Source organism: Streptomyces sp. NPDC079141 (assembly GCF_040686775.1).
Taxonomy (GTDB): Bacteria; Actinomycetota; Actinomycetes; order Streptomycetales; family Streptomycetaceae; genus Streptomyces.
This window is the reverse complement of record NZ_JBFBLP010000006.1, coordinates 292,639-312,164: the sequence shown is the minus strand read 5'-3', so window position 1 is coordinate 312,164 and position 19,526 is coordinate 292,639. Positions and strand designations below refer to the sequence as shown.

General features: G+C 73.6%; 20 protein-coding genes and 1 pseudogene. 9 read left to right on the top strand and 12 right to left on the bottom strand.

The features are described 5' to 3' along the window. Nucleotides 1–118: 118 nt before the first annotated feature. Nucleotides 119–830, bottom strand: a pseudogene (locus tag AB0Q90_RS19935) (dimethylaniline monooxygenase); the annotation flags it as partial. Next, a complete protein-coding gene (locus tag AB0Q90_RS19930; protein WP_363160330.1) occupies nucleotides 827–2,098 on the bottom strand; it encodes an ATP-grasp domain-containing protein in 1,272 nt (423 codons plus the stop codon). The gene AB0Q90_RS19930 and the pseudogene AB0Q90_RS19935, both read right to left, overlap by 4 nt. Nucleotides 2,099–2,234: 136 nt before the next feature. Between AB0Q90_RS19930 and AB0Q90_RS19925 the strand changes: the two genes are divergently transcribed. Further along, nucleotides 2,235–3,479: a glycosyl hydrolase gene (locus AB0Q90_RS19925; RefSeq protein WP_363160329.1), complete on the top strand. Its 1,245-nt coding sequence runs from the start codon at nucleotides 2,235–2,237 to the stop codon at nucleotides 3,477–3,479. 22 nt (nucleotides 3,480–3,501) lie between these two features. Here AB0Q90_RS19925 and AB0Q90_RS19920 read toward each other — a convergent pair whose 3' ends face one another. Genes AB0Q90_RS19920 through AB0Q90_RS19880 form a run of 9 tightly spaced genes read right to left on the bottom strand, consistent with a single transcriptional unit; the run spans nucleotide 3,502 to nucleotide 13,755 of the window. Beyond that, a complete protein-coding gene (locus tag AB0Q90_RS19920) occupies nucleotides 3,502–4,593 on the bottom strand; it encodes a GNAT family N-acetyltransferase (RefSeq protein WP_363160328.1) in 1,092 nt (363 codons plus the stop codon). After that, nucleotides 4,590–5,234, bottom strand: a complete 645-nt coding sequence (locus AB0Q90_RS19915; RefSeq protein WP_363160327.1) for a lipopolysaccharide biosynthesis protein — start codon at nucleotides 5,232–5,234, stop codon at nucleotides 4,590–4,592. The genes AB0Q90_RS19920 and AB0Q90_RS19915 overlap by 4 nt, the downstream gene beginning before the upstream one ends. Then, nucleotides 5,231–6,385 (bottom strand): glycosyltransferase, encoded by a 1,155-nt coding sequence (locus tag AB0Q90_RS19910; RefSeq protein ID WP_363160326.1) that lies wholly within the window; start codon nucleotides 6,383–6,385, stop codon nucleotides 5,231–5,233. Before AB0Q90_RS19910 ends, AB0Q90_RS19915 begins: the two co-directional genes overlap by 4 nt. Continuing rightward, nucleotides 6,382–7,116, bottom strand: a complete 735-nt coding sequence (locus AB0Q90_RS19905) for a polysaccharide deacetylase family protein (protein ID WP_363160325.1) — start codon at nucleotides 7,114–7,116, stop codon at nucleotides 6,382–6,384. The genes AB0Q90_RS19910 and AB0Q90_RS19905 overlap by 4 nt, the downstream gene beginning before the upstream one ends. Continuing rightward, complete coding sequence (locus AB0Q90_RS19900) at nucleotides 7,100–8,761, bottom strand: lipid II flippase MurJ (protein ID WP_363160324.1); 1,662 nt, start codon at nucleotides 8,759–8,761, stop codon at nucleotides 7,100–7,102. Before AB0Q90_RS19900 ends, AB0Q90_RS19905 begins: the two co-directional genes overlap by 17 nt. Beyond that, on the bottom strand, nucleotides 8,758–10,056 hold the full coding sequence (locus AB0Q90_RS19895; protein ID WP_363160323.1) for an O-antigen ligase family protein: 1,299 nt from the start codon (nucleotides 10,054–10,056) through the stop codon (nucleotides 8,758–8,760). The genes AB0Q90_RS19900 and AB0Q90_RS19895 overlap by 4 nt, the downstream gene beginning before the upstream one ends. Nucleotides 10,057–10,060: 4 nt before the next feature. Continuing rightward, the gene (locus AB0Q90_RS19890) at nucleotides 10,061–11,476 is read right to left on the bottom strand and encodes an exopolysaccharide biosynthesis polyprenyl glycosylphosphotransferase (RefSeq protein ID WP_363160322.1); all 1,416 of its coding nucleotides are present in this window, start codon (nucleotides 11,474–11,476) and stop codon (nucleotides 10,061–10,063) included. Then, on the bottom strand, nucleotides 11,473–12,633 hold the full coding sequence (locus AB0Q90_RS19885) for a glycosyltransferase (protein ID WP_363160321.1): 1,161 nt from the start codon (nucleotides 12,631–12,633) through the stop codon (nucleotides 11,473–11,475). The genes AB0Q90_RS19890 and AB0Q90_RS19885 overlap by 4 nt, the downstream gene beginning before the upstream one ends. Before the next feature lie 51 nt (nucleotides 12,634–12,684). After that, a complete protein-coding gene (locus AB0Q90_RS19880) occupies nucleotides 12,685–13,755 on the bottom strand; it encodes a DUF3344 domain-containing protein (RefSeq protein WP_363160320.1) in 1,071 nt (356 codons plus the stop codon). A gap of 243 nt (nucleotides 13,756–13,998) precedes the next feature. Here AB0Q90_RS19880 and chpG point away from each other — a divergent pair, with 243 nt between their 5' ends. From chpG to AB0Q90_RS19840, 8 genes are all read left to right on the top strand, one after another. After that, on the top strand, nucleotides 13,999–14,238 hold the full coding sequence (chpG, locus tag AB0Q90_RS19875) for a chaplin ChpG (RefSeq protein WP_363160319.1): 240 nt from the start codon (nucleotides 13,999–14,001) through the stop codon (nucleotides 14,236–14,238). 263 nt (nucleotides 14,239–14,501) lie between these two features. Continuing rightward, on the top strand, nucleotides 14,502–15,362 hold the full coding sequence (locus AB0Q90_RS19870) for a hypothetical protein (protein WP_363160318.1): 861 nt from the start codon (nucleotides 14,502–14,504) through the stop codon (nucleotides 15,360–15,362). A 169-nt stretch (nucleotides 15,363–15,531) separates the two neighbouring features. Further along, nucleotides 15,532–15,813 (top strand): hypothetical protein, encoded by a 282-nt coding sequence (locus AB0Q90_RS19865; protein ID WP_363160317.1) that lies wholly within the window; start codon nucleotides 15,532–15,534, stop codon nucleotides 15,811–15,813. Nucleotides 15,814–16,006: 193 nt separating this feature from the next. Further along, a complete protein-coding gene (locus AB0Q90_RS19860; protein WP_363160316.1) occupies nucleotides 16,007–16,504 on the top strand; it encodes a DUF5949 family protein in 498 nt (165 codons plus the stop codon). Next, nucleotides 16,504–17,088 (top strand): vitamin K epoxide reductase family protein, encoded by a 585-nt coding sequence (locus AB0Q90_RS19855; protein ID WP_363160315.1) that lies wholly within the window; start codon nucleotides 16,504–16,506, stop codon nucleotides 17,086–17,088. Before AB0Q90_RS19860 ends, AB0Q90_RS19855 begins: the two co-directional genes overlap by 1 nt. A 116-nt stretch (nucleotides 17,089–17,204) precedes the next feature. Beyond that, entirely contained in the window at nucleotides 17,205–17,717 is a 513-nt protein-coding gene (locus AB0Q90_RS19850) for a hypothetical protein (RefSeq protein WP_363160314.1), read from the top strand. Between the two features lie 125 nt (nucleotides 17,718–17,842). Further along, nucleotides 17,843–18,319 carry a tyrosinase family oxidase copper chaperone gene (locus tag AB0Q90_RS19845; protein WP_363160313.1) on the top strand — a complete coding sequence of 159 codons (477 nt, stop codon included), beginning with the start codon at nucleotides 17,843–17,845 and terminating at the stop codon, nucleotides 18,317–18,319. Next, on the top strand, nucleotides 18,303–19,172 hold the full coding sequence (locus AB0Q90_RS19840; protein WP_363160312.1) for a tyrosinase family protein: 870 nt from the start codon (nucleotides 18,303–18,305) through the stop codon (nucleotides 19,170–19,172). The genes AB0Q90_RS19845 and AB0Q90_RS19840 overlap by 17 nt, the downstream gene beginning before the upstream one ends. A 71-nt stretch (nucleotides 19,173–19,243) precedes the next feature. Here AB0Q90_RS19840 and AB0Q90_RS19835 read toward each other — a convergent pair whose 3' ends face one another. Then, nucleotides 19,244–19,525, bottom strand: coding sequence for a chaplin (locus tag AB0Q90_RS19835; protein ID WP_363160311.1), 282 nt, complete (start codon nucleotides 19,523–19,525; stop codon nucleotides 19,244–19,246). Nucleotide 19,526: the final 1 nt, after the last annotated feature.

Genomic DNA, 19,526 nt, shown 5'->3' with positions numbered 1-19,526 from the left:
ACGGGTGCCGGACGCCACGCGTGTCCGGCACCCGCGCCGCGTCCGCAGCCCTTCTCCAGCGGGCCGCCGCCCCCACACGACCGCCCGCGACCTGGCCGTGCAGAACCGCCCCCGCCCCGGCCCGCAGCCGTCGCTGCACCCCGCGTACCAACGCCCCCGCCGTGTACGTCGCCCCGTACACGAAGCGCATGGCTGGGCCGTAGGCGGACGCTGTCGTCAGGCCCGCCAGGAACAGGTCCGGGTGGGAGGACTCGAAGTCGCGGGCGATGTGCGGGGAGCCGTTCGGAGAGCAGGGTCGGACGGTTTCGGGTAGCTCTGAACCCCGTTGCCGCGATGACGTGTTCGGTCTCCAGTGAGGCGCCCTCCGTCAGCTCCAGGCGTACCCCGGACGCCGTCGCGCCCGCCGCTGCCACCTCGTGGCCCAGCAGGACCTCGACGGCCGGTTCGACCCGGTCGCGGAGCCACCAGGCGCCCGCCGGGCCCAGGCCGGTGTGCGGGGAGCGGGCCGACCGCCACCAGGGGCGGTCCCAGGGGGGTGGGACGTCGTTCCAGCGGAGCCGGGCCGCGTTGTGGTGACTGCTGTGGGAGACGAGCGACGGGGGCAGGCTGCGCAGGGGCCGGGGGATCTCCACGAAGGGCATGACGCCCACGGCCAGTGCCACCGTGCGGGCGTGCAGGGTCTCGCCGTCGTACATCCCGCGCGGCATGTGGTCGCGCCAGGACGCCATCGGCCGGCCGAGGACCCGCAGGCTCAGCCCGGCCGCCGCCGCGTGGGACGCGGCGGACAGACCGTACGGACCCGCGCCCACCACCAGCAGGTCGTACGTCAGCAGCTGCTCGCTTTCTCGTCGTCGGTCACGTCGGTGTCGAGGGTGGGAGGCACCTGGCGGACCACGCGCGCGTGTGCCCGGTCCGTCGAGGGCGCGCGGCGCAGACGGGCCAGCAGGCGGCGGGCGACGTGGGCCGTCCACAGCGCCCACATCGCCCAGCCGGGAGCGCGGTCGTCCCGCGCGTACCAGGCCGCCTCCCGGCCGTCCGGCGCCGGGCGCAGCGCGGTCAGCGGCGCGTAGTTCTCCACCACGAACAGCCGCCCGGAGCGCGGTGAGCCGTCCGGCAGCGGACGGTGGGTCAGGTCCAGGTGCTGGGCGCGTACGACGTCCAGGTCCGCGGTGTCGGTGAAGAGGCGGAACTGGGCGCCGGGGCGCGGGTTGAAGTCGAGCAGGTGGTACCGGCCGGTCGTGGTGCAGCGACGGAAGTCGAGGTCGAGGATGCCGCGGTAGCCGAGCTCGCCGACCAGGCGTTCGGCGAGCGCCTGCACCTGCGGGTTGGGCGTCCACCGGCCCACCGCCGTCAGGCCCGCGCCGCGCGGCCAGGACAGTTGCTTGACGCCCGGACCGCCGCCGCGCACCGCGCCGGAGCGGTCGGCATAGCCGTGGAAGAACCAGTCGCCGTCCGGTGTCGGCGGCAGGAACTCCTGGAGCAGCAGCCGGCTGCCCGCCTCCGGCGATCGCTCGTACAGCGCCCGTGCCTCCTGGGCCGAGCGCACGACGACCGTGCTGCGCAGCCCGCTGTCCGTCGGCAGCAGCCAGGGCCGGCTCCACTTCGCGACCACGGGCAGCCCCAGCCGCCAGGCCGCGCGAGCCGCCTGGTCCGCGCTGTCCGGGACGACGGTCCGCGGCTGCGGCACGCCCGCCGCCGCGCACAGCTCGGCCAGCCCGGCCTTGTCGGCCACCCGTTCGGGCAGCCGGCCGGGCTGCTGCGGCAGCAGATAGGCGGGCGCCAACTCCTCGCGCAGCCGGCTCACCGCTACGGCACCGGCGTCGTCCATCGGGATCAGCACGGCGGGACGCGCGATCCCGGCGGCCACCCGGCGCAGCGCCACCGCGATGTCACCGAGGGCGGCGCCGGGCGGCGGCGGTGGATGCAGTTGCCGTACGAAGCGCGAGGCGCGTACGGGACTTGCCGTGCAGTCGGCGACCACGTGCACATCCACGCCCGCCCTGCCGAGGGAGCGCACGGCACCCAGCGTGCCGTGGTGAAAGGGATTCCGGTCGATTCGCAGCAGTACCGCGGGGACCCGGGTGTCGAACAGTGGCACGTATTCAAATTCCTTCGGTCGGGCGAGCGCGGCACTCGAAAGCCGTAACGGCGCTGGCGTAATTCCTGTTCATATGACTGAGTGTCAGTGAGGCTCAGTCATCCGTATCCGAGCGAGAGTGGAGAAAGGAGCAGGCATGGCCCCACAACAGCGACCGGCACGGTCCCGCCGGCGGCTGGCTTGTGTCGCGGCAATGGTCGCCGCGTCCGCCGCCCTGGCGTCCGGTCCTGGATTCGCCGCGGGCGCGGGGGTGGTGCGGGTCGCCGACCCTCCCGCTCCGACGCCCACGGCGCCCGCGGTGATCGAGCCGGCGCCGGGCATCACCCCCGAGCCGGCCGAGGAGCCCAGGAAGGACGTCCCCGCCTTCGGCGCCTACCTCGACTACGGCCCCCGCGGCGTGGCCCGGATCGCCGAGCTCAGCCGCTGGCTCGGCGGCGCCGAACTGCGCGTCGGCCACACCTATCTGCCGGGCGACCGGTGGAGCAATATCGAGGGCGCCCCCGGCTTCCTCGACGTGTGGGCGGACTGGCGGCGCGAGCAGGACGACCGGATGCTCGTCCTCAACGTCCCCATGCTGGAGCGCAACGAGGACCACGTCTCCGACGCCGAGGTCCGGCTGCTGCTGCGGCGGGGCGCCGCCGGCTACTTCGACCACCACTACCGCGCCCTGGCCGAGCGGCTGGTGGAGCTGCAGGTGCCGGACACGGTGATCGTGCTCGGCTGGGAGATGAACGGCATCACGTACACCCATCGGTGCGGGCCGGACCCGGAGGCCTGGAAGAAGTACTGGAACAGGATCGTCACCACCATGCGTTCGGTGCCGGGCCAGGAATTCCGCTTCGATTTCACCCCGACCCGCGGCCGGGACGCCGTTCCCTGGACGCAGTGCTATCCGGGTGACGACACCGTCGACGTCATCGGAATGGACTCGTACGACCAACCGCGCGGAATGGCGTTCGACGAGCAGGTGAAAGAGCCCTACGGACTTCAGGAACACGTGGACTTCGCCAAATCCCACGGCAAGCCCATTTCCTATCCCGAATGGGGACTCTTCCGCAACGGCGACAACGCCGAGTACATGCGGCGGATGCTCGCCTGGATGGACGAGCACAAGCCGCTGTACAACACGCTGACCGACTACTGCCCGCACGGCGTGTGGCAGTGCGAGGACAACCCCGCCTCGTCCGAGGTCTACCGGTCGGTTCTGTTCGGCCGCACCGACGACCCCTCGCCGACGCCGACGCCGGTCGAACCGACGCCGACTCCGGTCGAGCCCACCACACCGCCCGACTGCTCGCCGCTGGACCTGGGCGACTGGGTGGAGTACTGGCTCGGCGGGAAACTGTGCCTGCGCTTCGACTGGTGGTCGCGCAACAGGTGAACCCCGGGTGGCGGCAGGCCCGTCAGGACCTGCCGCCACCGTCGCGCTCCCTCCAGCGGCGCACCAGCTCCTTGCCCCGTCGCCGCGCGGCGACGTCGCACAGCGCCGCCGCCAGCAGCGGGGCGGTGCGGCGCCGGGCCAGCAGCAGCCGCTGGTTGACGACCGGTTCGGGACGCCAGTGCTGCTTGTACGGCTCGTTCCCGCGCAGCAGGCTCAGCGTGCCCCGGGCGTGCTCGCTGCACGCGTCGAGCAGCATCACCGCCACGTCCGCCTTGCGCTCCCTGAGGCACGGATGGGCGCCGTACAGATAGCCGCCGGCCAGCCGCCCCGACAACAGCGTCAGATCGACGGCCACCACGTCGTCGGCGAGGCGGAACTCGGTGACCACCGCGTCACCGCAGCGCACCATCGGCTCGACCGAGCGCACCAGGTGCTCGCAGAACCGGGGCCGCAGGTGCTCGGACGTCACCTTCCGCCCCTGCCACTGCAACTGATGCAGCTCCAGCAGCCGCCGCAGCGCCTTGTCGACCTCGTCCGGCGCCACCACGTGCCGCTCGACCCCGAGCGAGGCCAGCTTGCGCAGCTTGGCCCGCACCCGCTGCTGTGCCTTCGCCGACGGCAGCCGGGCCACCAGCTCCTCCATCGGTACGGCGGGCAGCTCCAGGCAGAGCGAGTCGGCCACCCGGCGCCGGGGCCCGGGCCAGTGGTCGTAGATCCGCTCGGCCGCGCCGCCCGGCCGTACCTCGCGGAAGTCGACCAGCGCGGTGCGGGCCGCGGCGGCGAGCCCCTCGGTGAGCGCGGCGGCCGCCTTCTCGCCGCGCTCGTCGTCCATCAGGACGTCCCCGTAGTCGGAGATCGCCCCGCCGAGCGGCACGAGGGAGGGTACGGGACGGCGTACGCGCATCAGGGGCGCGGCGGCGACGAGTTCGCCTCCGTCGCGCACCAGGAGCAGCCGCAGTCGGCCGGGGCGGCCGTACGACAGCCACCACGAGTGCAGCCAGGCATGGCTCTGGAACGGGGTCGCGGTGGAGCACCGGCCGTACAGCCGCGCCCAGTCCGGGGCGAGGCCGGCGAAGACGGTGTCGTCCGTGACGAGTTCCGTCGTGTGCGTCACAGCTGGCCGTGGGCGTCGGCGGCGACGGCCGGACCGGGCACGGAGGCCGGGCGGCCGGGCGCTTCGGCGGTCCGCCGCGGCCGGACCAGCAGCACGAGACCGCCCAGCAGACCGCCCGCGCTCGCGCCGACCAGGCCGGTCACCACGGGTCCGGCCGAGGACGGGTCGGTGGGCTTGGTGGCGCGGGCGAACTGCTGGAGCTTGACGTTGGTGGAGTCGGCGCCGTCGTTGGCGTGCCGGGTCAGGGCGCGGGAGACGGCGTTGGCCATGTCGGCGGCGAGGTCCGCGCGGGTGGAGGTGGCGGTGACGGCGACCATCGGGGCGTCCGGCGAGGTCGCGGTCTGCACGCTCTCCTTCAGCGTCTTCACCGGCACCCCCGCCCACACCTGCGCGTCCCCGAGCACCGCGAGCTGCGTGGCGACCCGGCCGTAGGCCTGGGCGAAGCCGAGCGCGGAGGCCGGGTCCGACTTCTCGGTGGGGACGGCGACGACATAGCTGGTGGCTGTGTAGGTCGGCGTCTTGACGACGCCGTAGGCGCCGCCGAGCACGCCGCCGGCGAGGACACCGGCGGCGAGCAGGGACCAGGGTGGCAGGGCCTTGGCGCGGGTCAGTGGTGTGAGCGGGCGGGGGTTCTCGGTCATGACGGACTGACTCCCTGGGGTGATGGGGACAATGCGGGGGCTGTCGTGATCGCCGTGTACACGTCCATCAGGCGGTCGGCGCTGCGGGTGATGCCGTAGTGCAGGGCGGCCTCGGGCGCGGTGCGCGGGCGCGGGCCCTCGGCGCGGGCCGCGGCAATGGCGCGGGCGAAGTCCGCGGGGCCGCCCCGCACCCGGCGTGCGGCCGGCGCGAAGTGGCGCGGGAGGTCCTCGATCGCCGGGCAGGAGGCGTAGAGCACCGGCAGTCCGGACGCCAGGGCCTCCACGGCCGCCAGGCCGAAGGCCTCCTCCGGGGACGGCGAGGCGAACAGGTCCATCGCGGACGTGAGCGCGGGCAGGTCGGGGCCGGGGGTGCCGTCGGGCACGTATGGGCGTTCGCCGGTGAACAGGACCCGGTCGGCGACGCCTGCCTCGTGCGCGATGCGCCGCAGCACGTTCTCCTCCGGGCCGCCGCCGACCAGCAGCAGCCAGCAGTCGTCCGGGAGCCGGTCGAGGGCCCGGATCACGGTGGCGAAGTCCTTGCCCGCGGTGAGCCGGCCGATGCCGCCCACGACGTAGGCGTCCTCGGGCAGGCCGAGGCGGCGGCGGGTGCGCAGGCGCTGGACCGGGTCGAAGCGGAAGCGGTCGAGGTCGATGCCGTTCGGGACGACCTCGATGCGCTGTGCGGGCACGCCCCAGCGCTTGAGGCGGTCGGCGACCGTGGGGGAGACGGCGACGGTCATCCGGCCGAGCCGCTCGCCCGCCAGATACAGGCCGCGCACGCCCGCGCCGAGCCTGCGGCCCTCCATCTGCGAGTCGCCGAGGGAGTGTTCTGTGGCGACGACCGCCCGCACCCCGGCGAGGCGGGCGGCGAGGCGGCCGTAGAGGCAGGCGCGGTAGAGGTGGGTGTGGACGAGGTCGTAGCCGCCGGTGCGGATCAGGCGGGTCAGGCGGGGGAGGGCGGCCAGGTCGCGATTGCCGGTCATGCCGAGGTGGACGACGCGCACCCCGTCGGCGACCAGTCCGTCGGCGACCGCGCCCGGGTTGGTGAGCGTCACGACGTCGCAGCCGACCGGCAAGTGCCTGATCAGCAGCCGCAGTTGCTGCTCGGCGCCGCCCACACCGAGGCCGGTGATGATGTGCAGCGCCTTCATCGCAGGCCTGCCACGGGACGGCGGCGCAGCCGGTGCAGCCGGTGCTTGAGGTAGAGGCGTACGGCGGTGTCGTTCTGGCCGATGTGCACGCGCGGGATGGCAAGCAGGCTGCTGAGCGGGCCGGGGTCGATGGCGCAGCCGTAGGCGTATCCGGCGTCCCGTACGGCGTCGACGGCCCGCTGGTCGACCGTGCCGTAGGGGTAGCAGAAACCGGTGACCGGAGCACTGATCAACTCCGAGAGCAGTGCTCTGCTTTCGGCGGTCTCGGCGCGGAGTCGCGCGTCGTCCGCCTTGGTGAGGTCGACGTGGGTCAGGCCGTGCGAGCCGATCTCGATGCCCGCCTCGGCCGCCCGCCGGATGCCGTCCGCGGTCAGCAGGGGTTTGCGCGGACCCAGCGGGTCCCAGGCGTTGTCGCCGCCGAGGCGGCCGGGGAGGACGAAGAGGGTGGCGCCGCAGCCGTGGCGGCGCAGCACCGGCAGGGCGCCGGCGAGGAAGTCGGCGTACCCGTCGTCGAAGGTGAGCCCGACCAGGTCCCGGCCCTCGCCGCGGGCGCGGGCGGCCAGCAGGTCGGCCATGGACACGCCCCGCAGACCGCGCCGGCCGAGCCGGGCGAGCTGTTCGTCGAGGCGGTCGGGGGTGACGGTGATGCGATACGGGTCGTCCGAGCAGTCGCCCACGGAGTGGTACATCGCCACCCACGGGACCGGGCCGGTCTCAACGGTTACGGACATGGCAGAGCCTTCGCGTGACGGAACGTACGGAGTGGAGGGCGGGTGCGATTCCCTGGGCGCCGATGGCCCAGCCGAGCAGGACGAAGACGGCGACCACCGTCGCGGCACCGGCGGCCAGGCCGGGCAGGGCGGAGTCGAAGCGGGCGGCGGCGAAGGCCCCGGCCACGGTCGCGACCACCGCCGCGCGCACCGGTCGGCTCAGCTCGTGCAGCACCCGCCGGGTGCGGATCGCGACGCTGCGCCGCTCGCCCATGCCGGCGAGCAGCAGGGCGGCGGTGACGGTGATGCCGGCGGCGTTCGCGGCGGCGATCCCGGACACGCCCCAGGGGCCCACGGTCCAGGCGCCGATCCAGGACGTCACGACGATGCCGACGGTCATCACGGCGACCGGGAACCAGGTGGGACGGCCCGCCGAGAAGTACGAGCGGACCAGGGCGCCGACCAGGGTCTGGCCGAGCAGCCCGAGGGCGTACACGCGCATCACGCCGGCGGTCGCCGCGGTGTCCTGTGCGGTGAACGCGCCGCGCTGGAAGAGGACTTCGACGATCTGCGGCGCGCAGGCGATCACCGTCGCGGCGCCCAGCAGCACCACGCACGCGGCAAGGGCCAGATCGCGCTCCACTCGGGTGCGGGCCCGCTCGACATCGCCCTCGGCCAGCGCCCGCGCCACCACCGGGAAGGTGACGGTGCACAGCATCAGCGACAGCGTCATCGGGATCTGGGCGACCTTCTGCGCGTAGTTCAGGTGCGAGATGGACCCTGCGGGCAGGGTGGAGGCGAGGTACCGCTCGATGAGGACCTGGCACTGGCGGCACAGCGCGAACAGCAGCACGGTCGCCACCAGGGCGAGGGCGACGGCCTGTCCCTCCGTGGCTCCCGCCTCCTCGGTCACGGTCGCCTTGCGCCGCAACTGCCTGAATACGAAGGGGAGTTGGACCGCCACCATCAAGGCGCCGCCCACCGCCACTCCCACGGCCGCCGAGCGCACCCCCCAGTGCCCGCCGAGCACGAACATCGCCGTGATGATGCCCGTGTTGTACGCCACGTAGATCGCGGCCGGGGCCAGGAACCGCCGGTGCGCCCGCAGCGCCGCGCTGCAGTACCCGGCGAGCCCGAAGCTGAGCACGCAGGTCGCGGTCAGCCGGGTGCAGTCCACGGCGAGCGCCCGGTCGGGCAGCCCGGGGGCGAGCGCCTCGACCAGGTAGGGGGCGGTCATGACGACCAGGGCGGCGGCGCCCACGAGGGTCAGCGTGAGCCGGGGGAGCGTGGTCGCGACCAGCGACCGCACCGGATCGCCGGGGGCGCCCTGCGCGCGGCGGGCCAGCGCCAGGCTGAACGCCGGGACCAGCGCGAAGGCCAGACCGTCCTCGATCAGCAGCGTCGAGGCGAACTCCGGCACCGTCCACGCCACGAGAAAGGCGTCCGTCTCGCTCCCCGCCCCGAACAGCCGGGCCAGCGCCTGGTCGCGGGCCAGTCCCAGCAGGGCGCCGGCGATGGACAGCACCGCCGTGACCAGGGTGGCGCGGGCAAGGAACTTCCGGGACACAGGGGCGAGTTCGGTGCCGTCCCGGACCGGCCCGGGGTCACCGGAACGCGCCGACGGAAGCGTCACGTCGGCGCCGGTCCGAGGAGGCGTCACCGTCATCGCGCCGCGGCCTCCTCGGAGGCGCCGCTCAGCCCGAACCACCCCGCAAGGCCTAGGCAGAGCGCGGTCAGCACGGTCGACGGGCCGCCGATGTCGGCGTACGCGAAGTCGACGAGCAGCCACACCAGCAGCCCGCAGGCGACCAGCCCGCAGTCGAGGCCGGGGCCGCGCCGCAGGACCTTCCGCAGGGCGCACACCAACAGCGCCAGCCAGCCGCCCGCCAGCGCCAGCAGGCCGATCAGGCCCTGCTCGGCGAGGATCAGCAGATACATGTTGTGCGGGGACAGCAGCGGCTGCTTCACATACGCGGCACCCGCGCCCTCGGTGTCGCTGCCCGAGGACAGCGCGAGCGAGGCGTGCGCGTCCCGGTGCTCGGGGAAGCCCTTCAACCCCACGCCGGTCAGCGGCTGTTCGCGCCACATGCCGACGGCCGCCGCCCACATCGTGTACCGGTCGGTGACGGACTGGTCGGGTGCGTCGGTGACCTGGGTGATGCTGCTGATCCGCTCCTGGAGCATCGCCGTGCCGATCCCGAACCCGCCCACCAGGATCACCCCCGCCGCGGCCACGGCAGCGCCCACCTTCAGCGCGCGGCGCAGCCCGGCGAGCGCCAGCTGCACCGTGCATGTCAGCGCGGTCGCGATCCACGCGCCCCGGCTGAAGGACAGCGCGAGCGGCAGCAGCAGCGCCACGGCGCAGACGGCGGCGACCGCGCGCTGCCGCAGCGGCGTGCGGCCCAGGGCCAGGCCCACCGCGCACACCAGCCCGAAGGAGACGACGGTCGCCATGCCCATCACGTCCTGCGCCCCGAAGGTGCCGACCGCCCGGATGGTCTCGCCCTGGTAGGAGGCGCCGGTCCCGGTGACGTACTGGTGCACGCCGACGGCTCCCTGCCATCCCGCGAGGGCGACGAACGACCAGGCCAGCAGCCGGAAGTCGGCGCGGTCCCGGATCAGCAGCAGCACGGCGGCCGGGACCAGCACGAACACCTGGAGATAGCGGCCCATGCCGGTGAGCCCGGCCCCCGGCGACGACGCCCCCATGGCCGCGACCGCCAGCCCCACCACGGGCAGGCCCAGCACCACGGCGGCGGTACGGGACAGGGGGCGCCGCCGGTCCCGTACGAGACGGATCGCGCAGTACAGCACCACCAGTGCGGAGAGCGCGTCGGCCGGGCCCGCGCCGCCCTCGCCGCCCGGTCCGAGGGGCAGCCCCACCAGGGCCACGACGGCCACCACCGGCAGGACCGGGGAGAGGGACCGGGCGCGGGGCGCGGTCAGTGCCAGGCTGGTCATCGGTTCAGCTCCCCGTCGGACGCACGAGCGCGGCGGCCGTGCGCAGCAGGATGCAGACGTCCTGCCACAGCGACCAGTTGTCGATGTAGGCGTTGTCGAAGCGCGCCCGGTCCTCGATGGAGGTGTCGCCGCGCAGTCCCTGGATCTGGGCCAGACCGGTGATGCCGGTCTGCATCCGGTGACGGGCCGCGTAACCGGGGTAGGTCTGGCTGAACTTCGCGACGAAGTACGGGCGTTCGGGGCGCGGACCGACCAGGCTCATGTCGCCCCGCAGGACGTTCCACAGCTGGAGCAGCTCGTCCAGCGAGGTGCGGCGCAGAAAGCGGCAGAACCACGACATGCGCACCTCGCCGGCCACGCTCCAGCGGGTCGCCGCCTCGTGCTCGTCGACCGGGCGGTGGGTGCGGAACTTCAGCAGCGTGAAGGGGCGCCCGTCCTTGCCGATGCGCTCCTGCCGGAAGACCACGCCGGGTCCGTCGGTCACCCGCAGCACCACTGCGCACACCAGCAGCAGCGGGCTGACCAGCAGCAGCAGCGTCCCGGACACCGTCATGTCCAGCATCCGCTTGCCCGCACTGCCGCGCCGCCGGGTCGTCCCCAGGTCCAGGCGCCGGCAGGCGAACCCGGCGAGCTGGCCCCGGGTGGTGTACGCGGGGGAGTCCGCGTCGACCTCCCACACCGTGCACCCCGACTCGGCCAACGCCCGCAGCAGCGGCGCCTGTTCGGAGCGTACGGACGGATGCACGGCCAGCACGTCGCGTACGCCGTTCTGGATGAGCGCCCGTTCGACCTCCCCGCCGGTCGCCAGCACGGGCAGGCCCTCGGTGCCGTCCGGGTCCTCGGCGACGATGCCCACCGGGCGCACCCCGCACCGCGGATGGCGCAGCACTCCGGCGGACACGCGCTGCGCGGTCGCCGCCGGGCCGATGACGAGCGCGGCGCGCGGGCGGTCCCGCAGCGCCGTGCGCCGCCGCCAGTGCACCAGGCCGCGGCCCGCGCAGCCCGCCGCCGACTGGAGCAGGAAGCCGAACAGGAGGGTGCGCGCGGACAGGGCGTGGTGCGGGGCGTACGTGGCCACCGCGGCCGCCAGCGCCAGCCAGGCCACCGCGATCCGGCCGCAGAGCGCGGGCAGTTCGTCCAGCACGCCGGTCGTGGGCCGGGGCAGGTGCGGGCGCAGCAGCAGGGAGGCGGTCACCAGCAGCCCGACCAGGATCGGGCGGCTCAGGGCCAGGGCACCCGTGCAGGCGGCGGCGCCGTCGGCGGCCAGCAGGGGCAGCGGCGAGGCGGGGCGCGGGCGGGGTCTGCGCGCCGGGAAGCGGAAGCCGGCGGCGGTGCGGCGCGACGGCATGACCGAGAGGGGCGAGAAACCGGGATCCCGTGGCTGCCCGGCGGGCGAGGGGACGGTGCTTTCGGCAGTCACGAGTGGATGGACTCCCTGTACTCGGTGGGCACTTCACGCCCCAGCAGTTCGCGGTAGAGGTCCGCGATCCGCTCGGCGGTGTGCCGCACGTCGTGCGTGGACAGGACGTGCCGGCGTCCTTGGTGGCCGAGCGACTCGCACAGCAGCGGATCGCCGAGCAGCCCGGCAACGGCGTCGGCCAGACCCGCCGGGTCCCGCGGCGGCACCAGGCAGTGCGGCGCGAGCGAGGCCGGCAGGCTCTCCCGGGCGCCGTCCACGTCCGTCACCACCACGGGCCGCCCGCAGGCCATCGCCTCCAGCGGGGCGAGCGCCATCCCCTCCCAGCGCGAGGGCAGGACGACCAGGTCGGCGGCCTGGTACCAGGGGGCGGCATCGGCGACAGCCCCCGCGAACAGCACCGACCGCGGCGCGCGGGCCCGCAGCGACACCCCGTCCGGCCCGTCCCCGACCAGCACCAGCCGGGCCCCGGGAACCCGCCGCGCCACCGAGCCCCACGCCTGGAGCAGCACGTCCTGCCCCTTCTGCCGGCACAGCCGCCCCACGCACACCACCAACGGGGCCCGCGGATCGACCTCCGGCAGAAGCCCGGAGCGTACGGTGCCGACGGCGGCCGGGTGGAAGCGCTCCGGGTCGATGCCGTTGGGGATCACCGACCACTTGGCGCGAATCCCGGCGCGCAGCCCGGTCATGCGCTCCGCCTCGCTCACACACACCGTCCGCGAGGCCCAACGCGCCCCCTGCCGCTCCCAGTTGAGCGCCATGGCCGCCAGGGGCCCGCCGACCGCCTCGAACGACCAGGCGTGCGGCTGGAACACGGTCGGGATCCGCCCCCGCACGGCGAGCCGCCCGGCAAGCCCGGCCTTCGCGCTGTGGGCGTGCACCAGATCGGGGCCCACGTCCTCGATCACGCGCGCGAGATGACGTACCTCTCGAACGAGTGTCGGACCCGGGGAGCGGGTCGCGGACCAGTGCCGTACGTCGGCGCCCAGCGCCCGCAGTGCGGCACTCAGTGCGCTGTCCGGGCAGGCGACGGTGACGTGCAGGCCGGCCGCGAGCTGGGCCCGGGCCAGGTCCGTAACGACCCGCGCGACCCCGCCGTCCACGGGCTGGGTGAGGTGCAGGACCCGCGGCGGAGGGTCGGTGGCTGACTGGTGCATTGCGCGGTTTCCTCGCTCACGGGTGTCGCTCGGGACGGGCGGGAACGCGCCTCACTGCTGGGCGTCGACGGCGACGAAGAGCACGCCGGCCCACGCCGCGTCCCGCTGGGAAACGAGCCGGAAGGCCAGCTGGTCACCACCGGCCCGCAGCGCCGGGTCCAGTTCGAACACGTCGGAGTCGTAGCCGAGCGTGTTCGCGTACGCGGGCGCACGCTCCGCCGGAGCCGCCCCGGGCTCGCTGATCGTCGAGTTCAGGACGTCGTCGCGGGGGTTGGCCGGGTCGCCGAGCGGGACCCCCGCGACGGTCAGCGCGTCACCCCTACGGCCGCGGTCCCCGTCGTACGCCACCAGCCCGGCGTATCCGCGCGCCCCCTTCGGGAACGGCATTCCGCTCAGCCGGATGAGCTGTCCGGCACGGGAGTTCAGCGCGTCGAACCCGTCCCACAGGGCGAGGTGCCGCAGCGGCTCCTCGGGGTTCTCGTACGCCACGACCAGCGTCCAGCCGCCCCACGCCCCGGCCGCCGACCTGCCCATGGCCACATTGACCTGCGCCACCGTGTACAGCCCCGAACCGCTCTCCCGCACCAGCTTCGTGACGTCCGCCGAGGCCTGGAAGGCGTCCGCGCCGTGTGCCACGCGATGCCCGACGACCGTGTCCGCGAGGACCGCCTCGTACTGGCCGCCCGGCTCGGCGATCAGCACCCGCCCGTTGTCCGCCGACGGCTTCTGCTCACCCACACGGAGGTTGCCGCCCCAGTACAGGCGCGCGTACGTCACCCGGGAGCCGGCCGGCATCCGGACCTCGGCGCGGGAGGAGTTGTAGGTGTTCGGGTCGCTGTCGACGTCGACGTAGAACATGTCGAGCCGGCTGTTGGCGCCGGCCGGGCCGGTGCGGGCGGCCGCGCAGTCCTGAGCCGTCGTCGTACGGCAGCTGATCGAGGCGTTGGCCGCGCGGACGATCCCCCCGTGCTGGAGCGCCTGATGCCGTTCCGCGAAGGCCAGGCGCGCGGACTCCGGGGCGGGCGGGGCGGTGGCCCGGGCGGCGCCGGGGGCCCAGATCGTGGCGAGAGCGAGGACGCCCACCGTCGCACGGCGCAACAGCAGGCCCGGGGAATGGCGCATGACCGGCGGTGACCTTTCGGAAAAGGTGCGATTTGCTTGCAATAGGGGTGCTTCAGGAGGTCCGCAACTCTAGCCGCTATCCGTATTAATCCGGCGAAACGTGCCAAGTGTGTCGGAATGGTGAAGCCGGGCCTGTCGCGAGATCACTCCATTGGCGGCACAACCCCGGTGAGCGCCGCGCGTTGACACAGCGCCGGGCATCCCCGCCCGGGTGTTTGTGACAACTCCAAGGAGCACCTCTCCATGTCGCGTATCGCGAAGGGCCTGGTCCTTACGTCCGCTGCCGCCGCGGCCGTTGCGGGTGGCGCCGGCATCGCCGCCGCCGACAGTGACGCGCACGCCGCCGCCGCCCACTCCCCGGGTGTGCTGTCGGGCAACGTCATCCAGGTTCCGGTCCACATTCCGGTCAACGTCTGCGGCAACACGGTCAACGTGATCGGTCTGCTGAACCCGGCGTTCGGCAACACCTGCGTCAACGACTGACGTCGCAGCGAGCCCCTTTCCCGGCCGCCTTTCCGTGGATCCGCCACGGCAGGGCGGCCGGTTCGCGTTGCGGTTCGCGTTGCGGTTCGCGTTGCCCCGAATGGGGGGTAGGTGCGGCGAGCGGGTGTTGGTGCTTGACAGGCCGCCTCACCAGGGGTGACGCGGATGAGGTGCGGTCACGCAGTGGATTCGCTCGGTTGCAGAGCGCGGTGAGCGCTTTCACGGTGGGCACAGGTTTGTCCCACACCGAAAGGTAATTTCCCATGCGTGCTCTGCCCGCACGGCGTATTGCGTCCGCCGCACTCAGCGCCGCCGTCCTCATCGGAATCGCCGCACCAGCCGCGGTGGCGGTCGAAACCGAGTCGAAGCGCGAGCGCATCGAGGCGGCGTCCGCAGTGCCGGTCCCCGGCGCGGACGCGCTCCTCGCCCAGGTGAAGGGCCTGGGTGACCTCGGCACCGTGCTCACCCCCGTCACCGACCTGCTGAACTCCGTACTCAAGGCCGACAACGGCCAGCTGCCGGCCGCGGACGCGGCCGCGCTCGGTGACGCCGTGAAGGAGGCCATCGCCAAGGTCACCGCGGCCGCGCCGGTCACCCCGCCGACGCTCCCGGAGACCCCGGCGGTACCGGCCGACCCGGCCGCCGCGCTGCCCGCCGACCCCGCCGCCGCCCTCCCGGTCGACCCGGCCGCCGCCGTGCCCGCCGTGCCGGCTCTGCCCTCGCTCCCCAAGAGCGACGACACGAGCGACGACACGAGCGACGACAGGAGCGACGACAGGAGCGGCGACTCCAAGGCGCCCGCCGCCGAGCTCCCCGCCGACCTCGTCGGCGACGCGCTGGCCGCCCTGCAGAAGGCGGTCGACACCCTGCTCGCGGCCGTCACCTCCGGGGACGTCGCTCAGGTCGTCCCGGCCGTCACCGGGGTACTGACCGGCCTCGTCAACGTCCTCGCCGCCACGCTGCTCGGCGGCGGACTGCCCGCCCCCAGCCTGGCCGGCCTGCCGCCGCTGCCGAGCCTGCCGGTCGACCTCCCGGTCGCCCCGCCGGCGCTGCCCGTGTCGCCGCCCGCCCTGCCGGTGTCGCCGCCCGCGCTGCCGACGGGCGGTCTGCTGCCCACCAGCTGAGCAGCCCTCACCGAATGCCGTGGTGCCGGTCTCTTCCCGAGGCCGGCACCACGCCTTTTTCATGAAAGCCCAATTACGTCGCCCGGGGTTTCCGGTCCGCAGGAAGGTCGTTAGGCACGGCGTCAGAATTCCCTCTGGTGACAAGAGTTGCCGGAAAGAAAGGACCACGATGAAGTCCCTGAAGGCTGCCGCTGTCGTTGCCGGTTCCCTGGCCATCGCCGGTGCCGCCGCACCCGCGTTCGCCTACGACACCGCCGACCTCACGCCCACCAGCCTCAACGGCGCCGTGAACACGCTCACCAAGGGTCCGCTGGACGTGATGCCGGTGCAGAACCAGTCGAACGCGCTCGACACCGAGAACAAGGACTCCGTGCTCAACACCGTCAAGGGCGCCACCACCGCCCTGAACTCCAGCGGTGGCCTGCTCGGCGGGCTTCCCCTCCAGAGCTGACTTCCCCCCCCGAATTCCTGCGCCCCGCGCGCCGAAAGGGCCGGTTCCGTGACACACGGAACCGGCCCTCGGCGTTGTGCTCCGGCCGCTGTTCGAGGCCGCGTCCCTCGTTCGTGTGGACAGGCCGCGGGCGCTCGCCCGTGCGGGTGAGAACGGGCCCGGGGGCCTTCCGGCGCGTCGATAAGGTCGCGCGGTGACCTCAACCTCAAGCGATACCCGCGCCTACCGCGCCGCCGACCTGGGCACGCTCGTCGTGATGGCCTGGAGCGGAGAGGCTCCCGACGGCGACATGCCCTACCTCCTCGCCTACACCCTCGGCGACGGCGCGCAGGGCCCGGAGGCCTCGGCCGAGGCCGTCGAAGCGCTGCTGGAGAACAACGGACTGCCCGTCGGCGGCGAACTCGTCGACGGCGCCGCCCGGCCCAGCCTCCCGGTCAGCCTGCTCGTCGAGTCCGGCGCGGCCGTCGTCAACATGCCCGGCTTCAACGCCCAGTGCGCCCCGCCGCCGGAGTGGCTCGCGGCCGTCGAGGAACGCGGCTTCGCCTACTTCGTGTTCACCACCCGCCCCTGGCCCGAGGCCGAGCCCGGCAAGCCGGTGGACCCGGAGGCGCTGGCCGCCTTCGCCGGTGCCGACGAGACCCTCGACGCCGCCGCGCACGTCGTCCTGCCGGCCCGCAGCCTGCGCGGCTGATGACACGCACCGCGGGCGGCAGTCGCGCCTTCTCCGCCCTGCTGGTGATCACGGGAGCGGCCGGCCTGCTGGCCTCCTGGGTCATCACCATCGACAAGTTCAAGCTGCTGGAGGACCCGGACTTCACTCCGGGATGCAGCCTGAACCCGGTGGTGTCCTGCGGCAGCGTCATGGAGAGCGACCAGGCCTCGGCCTTCGGGTTCCCCAACCCGATGCTGGGCCTGGTCGCCTACGGCATCGTCATCTGCGTCGGCGTGAGCCTGCTGACCGGTGTGGCCTTCCCCCGCTGGTACTGGCTGACCTTCGCGGCCGGCTGCCTGTTCGGGGTCGGGTTCGTGTCCTGGCTCCAGTTCGAGTCGCTGTACCGGATCAACGCGCTGTGCCTGTGGTGCGTCCTGGCGTGGATCGCCACGATCATTCTGTTCTGGTACGTCGTCTCGCTAGTAGTACGGCAGCGGTTCCTGCCCGCGCCCGGATGGCTGCGGGCGTTCTTCGACGAGTTCACCTGGGTGCTGCCGGTGCTGCACCTCGGTGTCGTCGGGATGCTGATCCTGACGCGCTGGTGGGACTTCTGGACGAGCTGACCGGCGTAGGTCGTACTACTGCGGCAGTCGGGCGAATTGTGCGCTGGTGGCGATTGCGGGCTCGTTGTGCGGTACGGACGTCGATCCACCGAACCCTGGAAGGGACCGTACCTGAGATGAAGTCGACCACCCGAGGAACTCTTGCCGCCGTCGTCACGGGCGTCGCGGCCGCGGTGGCCAGCGCCGCCCCCGCCGCCGCGGTCGGCACGGTCCCGGTCCCGGTGCCGCTGGACGGCGTCGAGAAGTCCCTCAACATCGAACTGCCCAAGCTCGGCGGCGAGATCCCGGTGCCGATGCCGGGCGCGCCCGAGGGCCCGCGGTACGTCGAGGGCCGGCTCATCCCCGACCGGGTGATCCCGCAGCTGCCGGTCAGCGGCGGCCTGCCCGGCGCCGGTCTGCGCGCCCCGCTGCCGCACGTGCTGGGCGACGACTTCGACCACGTCGGTGTCCAGGCCCCCGCCTCCGACCTGCGCACGCTGGCGCCGGGCCTGAGCGTGGACGCCCCGCTGACCGCGCCGAACGCCGACAACTTCGGCCTGCCGGAGCCGAAGCTGCCGCAGGTGGGTGTGCTCACCCCCGTGCTGCAGACCGTGCCCGGCGCCGAGCTGGTGACCGGGCCCGGCCTGTAACGGCAGCGGCGGACGGGCCCGGGCGGCGCGCCCGGGCCCGTCGGCTTTTCGGAGCACGTTCCGTCACTCCTCGGGCCGTCGGGCGGTTACCGCTACGGACAAGCGAACCGGACGAGGAGCACACGATGGTCGTCAGCGTCGGCGGATTGGCAGTGGGTGCGGAACCCGGAGCGAAGGGCCAGGCGAGACCCGGCCCGGTGCGCGGCCGGCGGCGGGACCTGTTGCGCGGGCTGGGCGCCGCCGTCGGCGCCCTCGCGCTCGCCCCCGTCGTCGCCGCCTCCCGGCCCGCACGCCCGCAGGACAACCCCGGAAGCGTCGTCTTCGACGAGACCTACCGGGGCCGCCGCATCCGCGGCATCAAAACCTCCGCGGCCCGTTCGCTGGGCGCCGCCGAGTGGCACATCACGGTGGACGGGCGCCGGCTGCACCTGATGCGGCGCGCCGACGGCACCTGGCTGAGCATGGTCGACCACTACCGCTCGTACGCCACCCCCCTGGAGGCGGCCCGCGCGGCGGTCGACGAACTCGGGCCGGGGGAGCGGCTGCGCGAGACAGGAACACACGACGCGGACACGGGGGATCACCATGGCGTACATCCGTAAGGACGTCAGCACCCTCACCCGCGCCGAGCGGCGGCGGTTCGTCAAGGCGCTGCTGGAGCTGAAACGGCGCGGCGAGTACGACGAGTTCGTGCGGATGCACATCGAGTACTACGTCTCCGACGGCGAGGGCGGGCTGCGTACGGCCCACATGGCGCCGTCCTTCCTGCCCTGGCACCGGCAGTTCCTGCTGGACCTGGAGCGGGCGCTGCGCCGGGTGGACTCCTCGGTGACCGTGCCGTACTGGGACTGGACGAAGGACCGTACGGCGGCCTCCGCGCCGTGGACCGCGGACCTCCTCGGCGGCACCGGACGGCGCTCGGACCGCCGGGTGATGACCGGGCCGTTCGCCTACGGGGAGGGCAACTGGACCATCAAGGAGTCCGTCACGGACGGGGAGTTCCTCACCCGCGACCTCGGGCGGGTGCGCGATCCGATCGAGCTGCCGACCAGGAGCGACGTGGAGTGGGCGCTGTCCGATCGCCGCTACGACGTCGAGCCCTGGGACTCCACGGTCCGCGAGGGGTTCCGCAACAAGCTGGAGGGGTGGGGCGCCGGGCGCGGACCGGTCGCCTGGCGCAATCACAACCGCGTACACCGCTGGGTCGGCGGGGACATGGTCGGCGGCTCCTCCGTCAACGACCCGGTCTTCTGGCTGCACCACGCCTTCATCGACCTGCTGTGGACCCGCTGGCAGCGCCGGCACGGCTCGGGCGCCCGCTACCTGCCCGCGAAGCCGCCCGGCCTGGGCAGCAGCCAGCGCGGCCGGATCGTCGCCCGGCACCAGAAGCTGCCGCCGTGGGACGTGACGCCGGACGGGCTGGAGGACGTGGGGCGGATCTACCGGTACGGCTGAGGGGAGCTGTATACGTGGCTGAGCCCCGGCGCTCGGGGAGTGCCGGGGCTCCGGGGTGCAGCCGACGAGGGTCAGTCGCCGTAGCCGTAGCCGCCGTTCTTGTCGTCCCCGTCGCTGACGTTGGCGCAGGTGTTGCCGAAGGCCGGGTTCAGCAGGCCGATCACGTTGACGGTGTTCCCGCACACGTTGACGGGCACGTGGATCGGGACCTGGATGACATTGCCCGACAGCACGCCGGGCGAGCCGACGGCCTTGCCCTGGGCGCCCGCGTCCGCCAGGGCCAGGCCGGCCCCGCCGACGACCATGGCACCGGTGCCGACGGCGACAGCGGCTGCCTTCGCGATGCGAGACATC